The 15,526-nt window shown below is 50.0% G+C and carries 15 protein-coding genes; 14 read left to right on the top strand and 1 reads right to left on the bottom strand.

All coding sequences use genetic code 11. The annotated features are described in order from the left end of the window. Positions 1-24 precede the first annotated feature (24 nt). The 12 genes from FP827_06610 (at position 25) to FP827_06555 (ending at position 12,661) form a co-directional block, all read left to right on the top strand. Positions 25-1,197, top strand: coding sequence for a DEAD/DEAH box helicase (locus FP827_06610; GenBank protein MBA3052739.1), 1,173 nt, complete (start codon positions 25-27; stop codon positions 1,195-1,197). Between the two features lie 82 nt (positions 1,198-1,279). Beyond that, a complete protein-coding gene (gene rplT / locus FP827_06605) occupies positions 1,280-1,624 on the top strand; it encodes a 50S ribosomal protein L20 (protein ID MBA3052738.1) in 345 nt (114 codons plus the stop codon). 25 nt (positions 1,625-1,649) lie between these two features. Continuing rightward, positions 1,650-2,663 (top strand): phenylalanine--tRNA ligase subunit alpha, encoded by a 1,014-nt coding sequence (pheS, locus tag FP827_06600; GenBank protein MBA3052737.1) that lies wholly within the window; start codon positions 1,650-1,652, stop codon positions 2,661-2,663. A gap of 15 nt (positions 2,664-2,678) precedes the next feature. Further along, positions 2,679-5,033 (top strand): phenylalanine--tRNA ligase subunit beta, encoded by a 2,355-nt coding sequence (locus FP827_06595; protein MBA3052736.1) that lies wholly within the window; start codon positions 2,679-2,681, stop codon positions 5,031-5,033. Continuing rightward, positions 5,034-6,254, top strand: coding sequence for a hypothetical protein (locus FP827_06590; protein MBA3052735.1), 1,221 nt, complete (start codon positions 5,034-5,036; stop codon positions 6,252-6,254). A gap of 15 nt (positions 6,255-6,269) precedes the next feature. Further along, complete coding sequence (locus FP827_06585) at positions 6,270-6,518, top strand: hypothetical protein (GenBank protein MBA3052734.1); 249 nt, start codon at positions 6,270-6,272, stop codon at positions 6,516-6,518. After that, on the top strand, positions 6,515-6,796 hold the full coding sequence (locus tag FP827_06580) for a cell division protein ZapA (protein ID MBA3052733.1): 282 nt from the start codon (positions 6,515-6,517) through the stop codon (positions 6,794-6,796). The genes FP827_06585 and FP827_06580 overlap by 4 nt, the downstream gene beginning before the upstream one ends. Before the next feature lie 260 nt (positions 6,797-7,056). Then, positions 7,057-8,283: a replication-associated recombination protein A gene (locus tag FP827_06575; protein MBA3052732.1), complete on the top strand. Its 1,227-nt coding sequence runs from the start codon at positions 7,057-7,059 to the stop codon at positions 8,281-8,283. After that, positions 8,144-8,842: a 5-formyltetrahydrofolate cyclo-ligase gene (locus FP827_06570; GenBank protein MBA3052731.1), complete on the top strand. Its 699-nt coding sequence runs from the start codon at positions 8,144-8,146 to the stop codon at positions 8,840-8,842. The genes FP827_06575 and FP827_06570 overlap by 140 nt, the downstream gene beginning before the upstream one ends. After that, on the top strand, positions 8,839-10,368 hold the full coding sequence (gene rny, locus FP827_06565; GenBank protein ID MBA3052730.1) for a ribonuclease Y: 1,530 nt from the start codon (positions 8,839-8,841) through the stop codon (positions 10,366-10,368). The genes FP827_06570 and rny overlap by 4 nt, the downstream gene beginning before the upstream one ends. Then, on the top strand, positions 10,365-11,126 hold the full coding sequence (locus tag FP827_06560; protein ID MBA3052729.1) for a YmdB family metallophosphoesterase: 762 nt from the start codon (positions 10,365-10,367) through the stop codon (positions 11,124-11,126). The genes rny and FP827_06560 overlap by 4 nt, the downstream gene beginning before the upstream one ends. Positions 11,127-11,140: 14 nt before the next feature. Further along, a complete protein-coding gene (locus FP827_06555; GenBank protein MBA3052728.1) occupies positions 11,141-12,661 on the top strand; it encodes a bifunctional metallophosphatase/5'-nucleotidase in 1,521 nt (506 codons plus the stop codon). Here the strand turns inward: FP827_06555 and FP827_06550 are convergent. Continuing rightward, on the bottom strand, positions 12,651-13,799 hold the full coding sequence (locus FP827_06550) for a hypothetical protein (protein ID MBA3052727.1): 1,149 nt from the start codon (positions 13,797-13,799) through the stop codon (positions 12,651-12,653). The genes FP827_06555 and FP827_06550 overlap by 11 nt on opposite strands. A 94-nt stretch (positions 13,800-13,893) precedes the next feature. Between FP827_06550 and FP827_06545 the strand changes: the two genes are divergently transcribed. Both FP827_06545 and FP827_06540 read left to right on the top strand, forming a co-directional pair. After that, positions 13,894-14,457, top strand: a complete 564-nt coding sequence (locus FP827_06545; protein MBA3052726.1) for an isoprenylcysteine carboxylmethyltransferase family protein — start codon at positions 13,894-13,896, stop codon at positions 14,455-14,457. After that, a complete protein-coding gene (locus FP827_06540) occupies positions 14,445-15,017 on the top strand; it encodes a hypothetical protein (GenBank protein MBA3052725.1) in 573 nt (190 codons plus the stop codon). Before FP827_06545 ends, FP827_06540 begins: the two co-directional genes overlap by 13 nt. Positions 15,018-15,526: the final 509 nt, after the last annotated feature.

The following is a 15,526-nucleotide window of genomic DNA, read 5'->3' as shown; positions in this document are numbered from 1 at the left end:
TAAAGTTAAAGTAACGGAGTAAAAATGATTGAAGGAAATTTTAAGGATCTGGGTATTAACGACGAGCTGGTCGAAATACTCAAAAAGAAAGGTTTTGAGCATCCCACGCCCATACAGAAGCAGACCATACCTCTGATACTCGATGGAAAAGACCTGATAGGGCAGGCGGAAACGGGTTCGGGCAAGACCGCGGCCTGCGCGATACCCCTCGTCCAGCAGGTGGACAAGAGCATAAACGACATACAGACGCTCATCCTCACGCCGACGCGTGAGCTGGCGCTGCAGTATCTGGATGAGGTGAGTTCCTTCGGCACGCCTTACGGGGTGACGCCCTTTGTTATCTACGGAGGGTTCAACAAGGACATACATCTGGCAAAACTGAAATCGGGCGTTCAGATACTCGTGGCCACACCCGGCAGGCTCATTGACATTATTTACAATCATTATCTCGCGCTGGAAAACCTCAAGACAATGGTCATAGACGAGGCCGACGAGATGCTGAAAATGGGCTTTATAGAAGATGTTGATTTTATAAAAAGCTGCATAGTGCAGAAGCATCAGACGCTTCTTTTTTCGGCGACAATGCCTCCGCCCATCAAGCGCCTCGCGGGAAAATACATGAAGGACGCCGTTCATATAAAACTTAACGCCGACCAGTCCGGGCCGTCAAGCCTGATTCATTACGTGATACACGCTGAAAGCCGCGCCAAGGACAGGCAGCTTTCCATGCTGCTTGCGCAAAAAGAGATAACGCAGGCCATTGTTTTCTGCAACACTCGCACCCGTGTGAAAACTCTCTATAAATCGCTGCAGGATAAATTCCGCGACGTGGATTATCTCCACGGCGGCATGGAACAGAACCTGAGAACAAGGATAATGGACAAATTCCGCGCGAAGAAAATAAAAGTCGTAATAACGACGGATGTCATGGCCCGGGGCATAGATGTCAGGGGCGTTTCGCACATAATCAATTACGATTTTCCAAAGACCTCAGAGAGCTATGTGCACCGCACAGGGCGCACGGCCAGGCTGGGCAAAGAAGGCACGGCCATATCCATTATAACGCGCTCGGACGCCGATATTTATAAGGAAGTCAGCGAAAAATACGGCATCAATCCCGCGCCCTTTCCCGGCTCCGCCGCAGAAGAGGACAGTTCTGCTTCAAGGCCCCACCGCGGCCGCTCAAGAAAAAAGTAGTCTTTGCTTGCCAAAGAGAGCTTCCATTTGTTATAGTTTACCGTTTAGATCGGAAAAAATTTAGTATTTAGGAGAAAAAGATATGGCTAGAGTGAAAAGAGGCGTTACAAAAAGAAAAGCACATAAGAAAGTTCTGAAACTTGCGAAGGGCTTTAAGGGAGCCAAAAAAAATCATTACAGACAGGCGAACGAGAATCTCGAAAAGAGCATGATCTACGCCACCCGTGACAGAAAGGTGAAGAAGAGAGAATTCCGGTCGCACTGGATAACGAATCTCTCGATCGCCTGCGAAAAAACGGGCTTTAAATATTCAAGGTTCATCGACGCTATGAAAAAAAAGAACGTGACGCTCTCGCGGCCCATGCTCTATAAGATAGCGGTGAACGACTTTGAGACATTCAGAAAAATAGCCGATTTTGTAAAATGATTTTATCCTTTCAGGAGTTGACAAAATGCACATTGATGCGGAAATATCAAGAATACGTAAAAATTTCTTTGAGACGATCAAAGATATCAAAACAGCCGAACAGCTCACGAATGTCAGAGTTGTCTATATAGGCCGTAAAGGCAAAGTCTCAAGACTTTTAAGGGAAGTGTATGGCCTTCCCGCCGACATAAAGCCCCGTGTGGGCAAAGAGCTGAATCTGCTCAAAAACGAGATAGAGAAAAATATCGAGGATATCTCATTGCGTTTTACGCCCGGAGTGAAAGCAGAGGCCATCGACGAGACTCTCCCCGGAAGGCCTTTTTCCGTCGGGGGGCGTCATCCGCTGAGCATAATCAGGAACAAAATAGTGGAGATATTCTTCTCAATGGGCTTTTCCCTCGTCGAGGGGCCTCTCATGGAGGATGACTGGCACAATTTTACGGCCCTCAATGTGCCCGAATTCCATCCCTCCAGGGATATGCACGACACTCTTTATCTTGAAGGCAAGGATAATATACTTCTTCGCACGCACACCTCGCCCGTTCAGGTGCGCGTGATGAAACACAACAAGCCGCCGCTGGCGGTGATAGTGCCGGGCAAATGTTTCAGGAACGACGCCATAGACGCCTCCCATTTTCCGGTCTTCCATCAGGTTGAGGGCCTTTGGGTGGACAAGGATATTTCCCTGGCCGATTTGAAGGGCGTTCTCAGCGCTTTTGTGCACCGCCTCTTCGGCAATGTCAAGGTGCGTTTCAGGCCGAGTTATTTTCCTTTCACCGAGCCTTCCGTTGAGCTGGATATGGGCTGCCCTGTGTGCGGCGGCTCCGGATGTTCCACCTGCGGACATGGCGGCTTCATGGAGATAATGGGCGCCGGAATGGTGCATCCGGAAGTGTTCAGGAATTCCGGTTATGAGGAAAAATACCAGGGATTCGCTTTCGGCATGGGAATAGAGAGGATAGCGATGATATATTACGGCCTGGCCGATATAAGGGATTTTTATAACAACGATTTGAGATTTCTGGAGCAGTTCAGATAGAATGGAGATGGAAGGATGCTGATACCGGTTAAATGGCTCAGGGATTTTGTGGATGTTTCAGGCGCCGCCGAGGTGAAGGATATACTGCTCAAGGCGGGTTTTGAGGCTGAGCTCGTCTTCAGCAAAGAGAAATTCAACGGCGTCGTGGCCGCGCAGGTGCTCAAGGCCGCGCCGATCCCGGGGACGCATCTTAAGAGCTGTCTTGTCAGCGACGGGAAGGAGCTCTGTTCGGTTATATGCGGCGCTCCCAATGTGGACAAGGGCCAGTTCGTGGCTTTCGCCCGCGTGGGCGCTGAGCTGCCCGGCGGGATCAAAATATCAAAGCGGAAAATACAGGGCAATGTCTCCTGCGGTATGATAGTTTCGGAAAGGGAGCTCGGAGTGGGTGACGGCGCTTCGGGTATCATGGTGCTGAAAGAGGAACTGCCTCTCGGGACGCCCCTGAGCTTTCAGAAGGATGAGATGGTTGAGGTTGAGATAACACCGGACAGGGGCGACTGTCTTTCCATTCTGGGAATAGCCAGGGAAGTGAGCTTTTTCGGCGGCAAAGAACTAAAAAAACCCGTTATAGAAAATATAGCAGAGGAAGGCGCTCACTCCGGTTTCAGGGTTGAGAGGGTGTCTGGGAGCTGTCCGTTTTATACGGGCTGTCTCATAGAAGGCGTGAAAATAGCCCCGTCGCCGGACTGGATCAAAAACAGGATATTATCAATGGGACTCAATCCGCAGAACAATGTCGTTGACATTACCAACATGATACTTTTTGAGCTGGGCCAGCCGCTCCACGCTTTTGACGCGGATAAGATAAAGAGCGGGATAATAAAGATATCAGACGCCGCGGAGGGTGAGAAAATCACTCTTCTCGATGCTAAGGAGCGCGCACTCAAAGAAGGCCTGTGTCTTATAAGGGATGGAGACAGGCCAATCGCTCTGGGCGGCGTGATGGGCGGCGCGGAAACGGGTGTTTCAAATATAACGACGAGAGTGTTCCTGGAAAGCGCCTACTTTGAGCCGGGCGCGATATACAGGAGCGCCAGATATCTTGGCATAAACTCGCCTTCCTCAATGAGATTTTCAAGAGGAGTGGATCCTCTTATGGTAAAAAAAGCCCTGATGAGAGCCGTTGCGCTTATCAAAGAAACGGCATCCGGCTGCGTAAAGGAATTTTTCCATGAAGGCAGGGTGCCCGGCAAGCAGCCCATAACGGTCAGAAGGGAATATGTGAGATCTCTTCTGGGCGTTGATATACCGTCGGACGATCTGGCTAAGTCCCTTGCTTTTGCCGGCGATGTGCAGAGCACTGACGGCGGGACCATAAAAATCCTTCCATATTCATGGAGGAACGATCTCAGTATAGAGGAGGACATGGTTGAGGAGGCTGTCAGGTCCATAGGATATGACGGCATTCCGCCGAAGTATCCGGCTTTGAGGCGGATGCCCTACGGTTTGCCGGATCCCGTAAGAGATAGAGAAAAACTGATGAGTGCTTTTACCGCCTCGGGCTTCAGCGAGGTTATAACGCCGGACATGATATCGGAGAGCCGGCTGTTCCAGAATTTTCCGGAAGTCATAAAAATAAAGAATCCGGTTTCAGCCGATATGGGTGTGGCTAGGCCGACGCTTTTTGTCAATCTGGCTGATGTGGCCAGGCACAACATATCCCGCGGTATAACTGATGTCAGGATATTTGAGTGCGGTTCGGTTTTCAAAAATGATTCGGCAAAATATATTGAAGAGGAAATGATTGCCGGAATGGCCACAGGCCTCGTGGCGCCGCTGAGTCATTACAAGAGCGCGCCCGTTGATTTTTTTTATGTGAAGGGCGCAATTGAGGGCGCGGCTGAAAGTCCGCCGGTAGGCGCGGCTATGCGCGTGTCTGTCAGTGAGCGGATCAACGCGCCCTTTCTTGAGAACGCCGTTCTTTTCAAAGAGGGGGGTAAACCTCTTTTTATGATAGGAGAGGTGACGGATAAAGCACTCAATTCTTTTGACATAAAGAAGGATTTTCTCACATCGCCTATCATATATTTTGAATTATATTTCAAGAACCTTCCCTCCGCGGCGAAAAAATATTCAGCGCCCCCAACGGTGCCGGCATCGATGAGAGACCTTTCAATTCTGATAAAGGATGATGTCAGCTTTGCCGATGTGGAGAAGAAGATATTCGAAAGCGGCGCTCTTAATCTGGAAAAAGCCGTTCTTATCGACCTTTATCGCGGCGCCCAGGTGGAAGACGGCAAAAAGAGCATGAGTTTCCGGCTTTTTTTCAGGGGCAAGGAGACACTCATCCACAGTGACATCGACGCGCAGCTTGCCAGGATATTAAAAGCCTTAGGCGACGCTTTCGGCGCCGAGTTGCGGAAAAAATAATTGCCTTTTTCCCCAAGAAAACTTTTTAATCAAAACTGGTTTTACACAGCATTGTTTCTCGCGGCGCTGATACTGTCTCTTTATGTGAGGTTTTCTGTCATAGCCGCAAACAACAGCGAACCTCTGAGGGGCGATGCCGGGGGTTTCGTTTTGCATGCTCGGGCTATGACAAATTTTTACGAGGCGTCTCCCCGCGAGCCATTTTGGGTTTTATGGGTCAAGTGCGCCGCGGCGCCTTTCAAAGAAGCCAAAACCGGCATGAGATTTGCCGCCGCCGGGGTTTTTTCCCTTTCGGCCGTGCTGCTCTTCCTTATTCTGAGGCGTGAGCTTGGAAATGCGCCGGCTCTCGCGGGCGGGCTTTTCTATCTCATCATACCCTATATGTATTTCAGCCACATCAGGGCGCACCGCCTGGAACTCTATCTTTTGCTGCTCCTTCTTTTCTGCTATATTCTGATCCGGGGTTTAAATAGTGTTTTTTCCGTTCTTGCCGCGGGACTAAGCGCGGCGGCTCTTGTTTTAACGAGGATGGAATCGCTGGCCGTTATAATCCCCGGTTTTGCTTTTTATGTTTTTAAACAGAGACGGGCGATGCTGCCGGCTCTTAAAAAAAGCGCTCTCGCGCTTCTTGCCGCGCTGATACTGGCGTCGCCGTTTTTTGTCTCCTGCCGGAGAGCATATGGCTCCTTTTTTCACGATTTGAACAATCACGCCAGATTCTGGGATTCTCACGAGCACGCCGGAGAAGAGGGCTTCCGTTCACCCGAAGAAACTCTCGTGAGGCCTTATGAGGGCAGAAATGTCTCGGTTTTTCAGTACATTTTTTCCGGCAGAAACTTAAAAAATATAACCGTCAGATTCGTCAAAGGCTATTATAAGACTTTTACGCGGGCGGCCAGGCACATGCTGAGAGTTTATTATGACCTTTCTTTTTTGATCTATCCTTTCTGGGCGGGGCTTTTAATGATGCCTTTTTCAAAAAAAGGACGGGGCCTTCTTTTCTGGGGGCTTCTTTTTATTTTCCCGCACGCTTATATTCTTAATTTGAATGTTGTGGGAAAACCTTCCGTTGATATAAGGTTTGCGGCTTCGTCGGTGCCGCTGATGGCATTTGCCGCGGGATTTTTCATTTTCGCCTCGGTCAGGATATACGCTTATGCTTCTGCTTATTTTAAAAAGCGATATCCCTCTTATTTTCTTGACAACGGGGCGGGGAATTAAATAAAATTAGAAGCAATGAAAGACGATCTAAAAAGACTTTCGGACGACGTAGACAGAGCGGTGAGAGTTATAAAGGCTCTCAAAGCGGAAAACGAAAAACTCAACAGCGCCCTGCTGCTTAAGGACGAGCAGATACGCGCGATGGATTCGCAGGGCAGGAACTCCGAGAAAATAGTGCGGGATTTTGAAAGGATGAAACTGGAAAGGATAAAAATAAAAGACAAGGTCGGCGTGCTGCTTAACGCCTTAGGGGATGTTCAATGAGCACTTCCGTGACCCTTATGGGGAACAAACTCAGTATTTCCGACGATGAATTGAGCCCTGAGACGATAAAGGCTGCGGCCGAGATGGCCCAGAAGGAGATGGATGCTCTGCGGCAGGCGCTGGGAATGCAGGACACGCTGAAACTTGCGGCACTGACGATGATACAGATAGCCGGGCGTCTTTTGGAATTGGAGAAAAAGGGTTATTCCCGCACGGAGGGGTACAGTAAAGTTTTGGAAGAGATGGCGAAAAAGTTAGAAGACGAGATAAACGCGTGATAAGAGGAAGAGGAGCGAAAACAAGAGCAGCGGCAAACCGGTCGTCCGGAGCCGTTGTTAAAAATATTTCTGCGGCCGTGGTGATGAATGTGATTTTTGAAGGGCTCTAAGAAGAATACGGGATTTTGATGCCGCGGTTCTTGGACCGCGGCTTAAGAAAACCCACTTTGCTGTTCGCAGCCTTCTTCTGATCACATCCACCCGGCCGCGGATGATTTTCGATTTCTCCCCGCTATTCATCACACGATAAGGATTTAGGGATGAAAACAAAACAGGGTGATATACAGCCGCTCTCATGGCGGCTGGTGCCGGATTCTATTGACGGCTTCCGCGGACAGGATCACCTTTTTGCCCCGGGCGCGCCGCTGAGGGAAATGATCATGAAAGGGCGCTTCATGTCCTCGCTCCTGTGGGGGCCGCCCGGAACGGGTAAGACGGCCTTTTCCAGGTTTATAGCCGGAAAATTAAAATACAAACTGGTTTTTATCAACGCCATCACTTCCGATGTCGCCGGGGTAAGGGAAATTCTCAAAGTCGCGGATTTTGAAAAGTCCAGCAAAGAGACGCTCCTGGTTGTTGATGAGATAGAGCATTTCAGCCGTTCGCAGCAGAATGTTTTTCTGCCCTGCACCGAGAGGGGGGATATAAAACTGGTGGGGATAAGTTTTGAAAACCCGTATTACCGCATGAACACGGCTCTTCTTTCAAGGCTGAAGGTCTTTGAATTCAAAGCCCTTCCGGCAAAGGACATAGCCGGGATACTGGAAAACGCGCTGAAATCGGATAAGGGCTACGGTGGTAAAATAAAAATGAACTCCTCCGTCCCGGATCTGCTCATAAGAGAATCAGCCGGTGACGCGCGTAAGCTCCTGAACCTGCTGGAGATGCTGGTATGCGGCTGCGAAGGCAAAACAATCACGGAGGAAGCGGCGCGGAAAGCGTTTACCGGGGGCCGGAAATATGACAAAAACGATCATTATGAGATGATATCGGCTTTTATAAAAAGTGTCAGGGGCTCCGACCCCGACGCGGCGCTTTACTGGCTGGCCTGTATGCTCAAAGGCGGCGAGGACCCCCGTTTCATAGCAAGGCGGCTCATGATACTCTCGTCGGAAGATATAGGCAACGCCGATCCGGGGGCTCTGACGCTGACGGTTTCGGCGATGAAAGCCGTGGAATCGGTGGGTATGCCGGAGGCGCGGATCATTCTCGCTCAAGCCGTCATCTATTGTTCAATGACATCCAAGAGCAACGCCTGTTATGAGGCCATTTCAGCGGCTGAGAAAGCGGCTGAAGAGTCCCGCACCGAGGTGCCGAGGCATCTGACGCGCGCCGGGGCGTCGGATTATGTCTATCCCCATGATCACGGCGGCTGGGCGGATCAGCAATACAGCGCCGTTAAAAAGAAAATTTATAAAAGCCGGAAGAAGGGTTTTGAGAAGGAGCTCGACAGGATACATGAAACTGTCAGAAAAAGAATCGCTTAGGGAAAGGGGTCGCCGGATACGCAAGAGTTTGCCGGCGAAAGCCTTTTTGAGCGGTCAGATATGTGAGAGGATAGTGAGCTGGGATATCTTCGCGTCAGCGCGGAGAATAATGAGTTATTGTGCTATCGACGGCGAAGTCGATCTCGGCGCGCTTCCCATCTCCGGGCACGCCCGTGAACTTTATCTCCCGGCAGTTGTCCCGGATAAGAGCGGTTTAGCGATTGAGCCGCGAAGATTTTTTCAAGGTGCTGTTTGCGTGAAGGGCAAATTCGGCATAGACGAAGCGCCCGAAGGCGCCCCTGTGATAAAGCAGGCAGAGCTTGATCTCATTCTTGTGCCGGGGATAATGTTCGGTCCGGCTGGTGGAAGGATAGGTTTTGGACACGGTTATTACGATCGCTTTCTGGCCTCATGTGCAGGAGCGGTGAAAGCCGGCGTGTGTTTTGAGTCCCAGTTCGGAGAAGATTTTGAACCGGATAAAGATGATGTGAGCATGGATTTTGTGATCACGGAAAAAAAGATCTACGAGATCGTTAAAAGAAAAGAGGAGGAAAAATGAATATTATCGCAGCTGTTATAGCAGGTTTTGCCGCGGGCGCGCTGCCCGTGTATCTTATTCACAGGAGCGCCATGGGAAAAAAGGGTACGGGGATAATCAGAAAAGCCGAGGCAGAGGCGGCGCTCATACGCGAGAATGCGCTTCGTGAAAATGAAAGAAAACTTAAAGAGAAAGAAGAAGATCTTATGAGTAATCAGCGCTCAAGACAGAGCGCGCTGGATAAAAAAGAAAACGAGATATCTTCAAAGGCGCAGGAGATAGAACGCAAGGTCGGTGAATTTGAACAGGAACGGAGAGACGTGGAAAACAGCAGAAGAGACTGCGAACGCAAAGAGAAACTGCTGAAGATGAAGGAAGAGGAACTCTCCTCCAAGCTCGCGACCCAGAAAGAGCAGCTGCAGAAAGCGGCGCACATGACGCCGGAAGAAGCGAAAAAAATCCTTATTTCGTCCATGGAAGACGAGGCGAGAAAAGACGCGCACAAGCTCATAGGCGATATCATCAGGCAGGCTGAAATAGACGCTTCGGAAAAAGTCAGGCGCATAATAGCCACATCCATACAAAAGGCCGCGACCGACGAGGTGCAGTCTTTGACCACGACCGTCGTGCAGCTCAAGAACGATGATCTGAAAGGCAGGATCATAGGAAAAGAGGGAAGGAACATAAAAGCGTTTGAGGCCGCCACCGGCGTTGAGCTTATCGTGGATGACAGCCCCGGTGTCATCACTTTATCAAGTTTTGACGGCGTGCGCCGCTATGCGGGGGCATTGACGCTGGAAAAGTTGATTTCGGACGGCAGGATACATCCCGGAAGAATAGAGGAGCTCGCCAAAAAATCCCAGGCGGAAGCGGAAGTTCATATCAAGGAAACCGGCCGCAAGACGGCGGAACTTCTGGGCGTCAAGGACCTGAAAGACAATCTGATTGAAATGCTCGGCCGCATGGAATTCCGTTTTTCCTATGGACAGAACATCCTTCAGCATTCCATTGAAGTGGCCAGGATAGCGAAAGCCATGGCCTTTGAGATAGGAGCGAATCCCACGCTGGCCTGCCGCGCGGGACTACTGCACGACATAGGCAAAGCCCTGCCGGGCGAAGTAGACGGCAGTCACGCCATTCTGGGCGCGGAGTTTCTTGAAAATAACGGTGAGTCGGCAAAAGTCATCAATGCCGTGAAAGCCCATCACGAAGAAGCGCCTTTTGAGACTGTTGAGGCCGTGCTTGTCGCCGCCGGCGACGCTTTATCGGCGACGCGTCCCGGAGCGAGGATGGAATCCGTCGAGCATTATTTCAAGAGGATACAGAAGATAGAAGAGATAGCCATGCTTTTTGAGGGCGTCGAGAGGGCTTACGCTATTTCGGCCGGCCGCGAGGTGCGGGTTATAGTGTGCCCCGAAAAAATAACCGAGGCGAACGCTCCCGTTGTCGCCAGGGAAATCGCCCAGAAGATAGCGAGGGAAGTGGAGTATCCCGGGCAGCTCAAGGTGTCTCTCATCAGAGAACAGCGCTGGAACGAGCTGGCATGAAAGTTTTATTCATAGGGGATATTTTCGCCAGGCCCGGCAGGGAGATCGTCGCGGAGACCCTCCCGCGGATTTTTCAGACGGACAAGCCGGATTTTGTCGTGGCAAACGCCGAGAACGCTGCCGGGGGCAAGGGCCTGACGCCCAAAACGGCATATGAATTGTTTGATGCCGGAGTGGATGTCATCACGCTGGGAGATCACGCCTGGGACAGGCGGGAGGTCATGGAAATTATAGACGATAAGCGTATTTTAAGGCCGCTGAATCTGCCCGCCGGAAATCCGGGCCGCGGCAGGGGGATTTACACAAAAGGGGAAAATAAACTCTGTGTTGCCGCCCTGATGGGGCGGACTTTTATTGAAAGGCCTATGGATTGCCCTTTTGCCGCTGCCTCAAAAGAGGTTTTTGACGGACCCACGCTCATTGATTTTCACGCTGAGGCCACAAGTGAAAAAATCGCGATGAAATGGTTTCTCGCGGGGCGCGTCACCGCGCTCCTGGGCACGCACACGCACATAGCCACCGATGACGCCGTCATAGAAAAAGGCACCGCCTACATAACCGATTGCGGCATGACGGGCGCGTATAATTCCGTGATAGGCGTGGACAAAGACATAATAATAAAGCGTTTTCTGACGGGTATGGCGGAGCGTTTTGAGCCTGGCCGCGGTGATGTTCAATTCCACGGGGTGATGGTGGATATCGAAGGAACAAAAGCCGTCGCTATACGGAAGATAACTATCAAGGACGGGGAAAAATAGTAGCGTTTGTGCTTATGGAGGATTTTATGAAAAGAGTGATGAAGATCATTGTCGGAATTTTACTGGCCGGGTTTGTTATTTTAGCGTCAAGAGAGATATATGTGCGAAACACCACCGACGAGATATACCTTGTCTACACATCCGATATCCACGGTCATGTCCTTCCGGAAAAACACTACGATGCGGCCACTGGCGTGACATGGGAGACGGGCGGCGCGGGTTCGATGAGCGCCTACCTGTCTTTTCTGGACAAACCCTATCTTCTTCTCGACGCGGGCGACATCTTTATGGGAACGCCTGAAGGAGCTCTGGGAAAGGGCGAGTTCATTGTTAAGATCATGAATGACCTGAAATATTCGGCTGTTGCCGCGGGTAACCACGAGCTTGATTACGGCCTCGATAATTTTCGACAGCTCTCCGTAAAAGCGGATTTTCCTTTTTTGTGCTGCAATCTCACCAACAGCGACGGATCAGAAATACCCTTCGTAAAACCTTATGAGATTTTTGATGTCGCCGGATACAGCATAGGGGTGATTGGAGTCATAGAGGAGGATCTTCATAAGGTGCTGACTGGCGAAAACGCCGCGATGTTCGCTGTGCGGAGCGCTTCAGCAAGCGTGCAGCGGGTCGCAGACGAGCTCGCTGAAAAATGTCACGCCGTGGTGGTGCTCTCCGGCCTCGGCCTTGACGGGGATAAAGAGCTTGCGCGGCAGATTACGGGCGTTGATATAATCGCCGGCGGTGAGACCCACATAGCCCTGGAAAAAGCTTTGATGATCAACGGCATCATGGTCTGCGAGCCCGGTTGGGGCTTGCGCTACGCGGGAAAAATAAAAATGCGCATTGGGAAGCGCGGTTTGGTCAGGGCAGAATGGAAGCTGGATAAACTTCTGGCTTCTCAATATCCATCGGGCAATTTTGTTTCGGAGCGCATAGGCGTCTTCGAAAATGAAGATTATAAAAGGATGAATATCCCGGCGGGTTCCGCGTCAATGTGGATACAGCGTTATTCGGGAGGGCCCGTAAACCCCATGGGCAATCTGGTCGCCGACGCTATGAGGATCGTCGCGGGCACTGATTTCGCGTTCCAGAATGAATACGGGATACGCGCGGAGATCGCTCCGGGCACCGTCAGGATAAGGGATCTCGTCGCGGTGTCGCCTTTCGGCAACAAAATAGTGACAATGAAGCTGACCGGCTCCGAGATCCGGGAACTGCTGGAGCAGAGCGCGACCAAAGAGAAGGGTTTGCTTCAGATGAGCGGCTTAAAGATGATATTTAATTCGGAGCTTCCGAAAGGCAGAAAGCTCCTCAATGTCATCGTTAAGAACGCTGAGATAGACCCGGAAAAAGAATACACGGTGGCGACAAACAGTTTTCTCGCCGGCGGCGGCGACGGTTTTGTCACATTCAAAAAAGGCAGGGAAATAAGGGATGCGGGGATGAAGCTGCTGGATGCCACGATTGAATATTTCAAGAACAACTCGCCCGTGGGCCCCTCTCAGGAAGAAAGGGTAACGGATATCAGAAATTAAGGTTTGTCTCGAAAAGGATCTGCGTCACTTTTCCGCCGGTGACTGACAATGCTTCCCCGCGGCTGAAAGACGAGTATATCAGGCGGAAATCAAGATTTTTTGTGCGGGCGTATTCCAGGCCGATGTCCATTTCTTTTCCGAGTTCTTTCATTCCCTGCACGTCGACTGCGGAGAGCTCATAGGTAAAATAGTTAAACAGCAGTTTCATGGGTTTGTTCATGACGGATGATTTGAATCCCGCGCCCAGTATCCTGAGATTTTCAAGGCTGTTCTCCCTTCCGTTTTCCCTGTTCCTTATATAGTACTCGCCGAAATTTTCCTCTTCGTTTATGAAAGCCGCCCCTGTATTGAAATGTTCTTTAGCGTCGGCAAACAGTATAAAAGCGTTCCCTTCACCTAATTTATATATATCTCCGTAGGCCGTGGTTCGCGCGAGCACGGCGCTCGTGTCGACCCCGCTGCCGCCGCTTTTGGCGTATTCAAAAACCCATTGCACCTCTCTGTCTTTGCCGCTTTCATAGCGGATATCCATCATGCTGAGCTCTGTCGCGCTTGAAAGAGTGCGGTCATAATCGCTGAAATAAGTCAGCGTTGCCTTTCCGTTCAGAGCGTTCCTTGAGAGAGAAAAAAAAGAGATGTCCCTGTCCGAATCGCCGCCGGCGAAGGAGGCGCTGGACGCCTCTATGAGTTTGAAGGCCGCGCCCGTGGCTTTGAAGCCCCAGGGCAGAGACGCGTTGAATTTGACGCCGCTGAGCCCTGTTTCATCATCGTTTATGAGAAGGCCGTCGCCGAGCTTGCAGCCCTGCCGGCCGAGAGATGCCTCGAGAGGAAGGCCCATGAGCCCGCCCGCGCTTATGTATGCCCTGTCAAGGAAAAGTTCATCCTCGCCGCTTCTCCCCCAGACCCCGTTATTCCGGAGAGTGACGTTCGCCTTCACGTCTTTTTGGAGCATGCCCTCAAAATAAAAGCGGGAGCGCTGTTCAAAATAAGAAATTTTTCCGCCGCTTCCGGAAAGGGTGTCCGAGCCGAAAGCTCTTCCCCTTATGTCGAGTCCTGTGTTGATATCGGCGCGCGCCCCGGCTGCCGCGAGAAGAATTGTTAAGGCGGCCGCGGCAAAATAGCTGTTCGTGATCTTCATATGGGATAATGATAAATTTTTTAAGTAAAATTTGCAAATATGGCGGCTTTTATATTAGAATAAACTCCGCAAAAAATGGAAATACGGAGGAAAGATGAAAAACAAATTTGAGAAAGTGACTTTCAGAACGGTGCCTGTCTACATGGCGGTTATAGCGCTGCTTTATTTTGCGGACAAACAGGATATGAGCAGACTGTTTCTCATAACGGGAGCTGTTATCGCAGCCATAGGCGAGCTGCTCAGGATATGGGGCTGCGGGCATCTTGTGAAAACCAAAGAGCTGATAATTTCCGGCCCGTACGCGCATTTGAGGCACCCTCTTTACACGGGCACATATCTTATAACTTTCGGTTTCTGCATGATGGCCGGTATGTGGTGGCTGCTCATTGTCAGCCAGCTGGTTTACGCGCTGTATTATTATCCGCGTAAGGAAGTCGTTGAAGGTTTCAGGCTCGCCGCGATCTACGGTGAGGAGTATTACAAATACGCCCGTGCTGTGCCGGCGCTCATTCCGTCGCTGAAACCCTATGGGAAAAGCGATAAAAAATGGTCTTTTCAAAGAGTGGTCAAAAACAGTGAGACAGGCATACTTCTTGCCGTTATAGCGGCCATCGCCGTTCTTTATCTCAAGTTCACCGGAAAGATTTGCATTTCATAAAAAGTCTGTCTAATCCGTCGTATCATCAGGCGGATGTGTGGCTCGCGGAAGAGCTCGGAAGAAAATTCGTCCGTAAAGATTTCCGCAAATGGGGCTGGCCGGGCAGATTCCTGCTCGACCGTGAGGCCGCTTTTTACAAAAGGCTCGCCGGGATAAAAGGCATTCCCGCGTTTTACGGCTCTCCCGAAAGCGGAGTCATGGACATAGAATACATAGAAGGGAACTCTATAAAAGACAACAGGAATCTGCCGGCGGAGTTCTTCGATAAATTAGAGAAACTGGTTTCCGCGATACATGAGAGGGGCGTTCTTTATTTTGACCTGCGGCACAAGAGCAATGTGCTCGTCAGCAATGGCGAGCCTGTGATAATAGATTTCGCCACCTGTTTTCATATGCCGAAGCTTTTGCCTTTCCTGGGATGGGTGGATTCGGAGGCGGTTTTGTTCCTCAAACACAGCGTATCGCCGGAGCTTTTGAGCGCGGCGCAACTGTGCCATGTCAAAAAAATGAACCGGCTCTGCAAGCTGTGGTTCTTCAACCGCATTGTCAAAGGGGACTGACAGCGCGTTATTTTGTGTGGGCTGGTAAGTAGAATCTGCACACGTGTCCATCTGGGATCATGCTGTATAGTTGTAAGAAGGTGTGACTTCTAAAAAACAAAATCTTTCTGCATATTTCAGCGGTATTGTGCAGTAATAATGGAAAAAGGCTTTCAATTTTCAAAAAGACAACCATTCTGTTAGGTAGATTGCCTCTCAAAACTACAATTATACTTACGAGTTTGAACGGTGTTTTGTAGAAATAATGAGAAAAATTAACATTTTATGGAGTTTACCTATTAACGTGTAGTTAGATAGTTTTTCAAAATACATATTCTTTCTGCAGGGGTTAGTATATATGATGCAATTTCTGATTTTTAAGATCGAACTTTAGTGGCACTATCTTTTCTACTGCGATAAAAATATGGTAATATTATCCATCTTTTAGTAAAATCAGATAGGGAAAATTTAAAAAATGGAAAAAAGGACACTAAAAAAAAATATACAAGAAAAACTATCTAACTACACGT

It is taken from the genome of Candidatus Omnitrophota bacterium, from assembly GCA_013791745.1.
Lineage (GTDB): Bacteria > CG03 > CG03 > CG03 > CG03 > CG03.
This window is presented reverse-complemented; position numbering and strand designations above follow the sequence as displayed.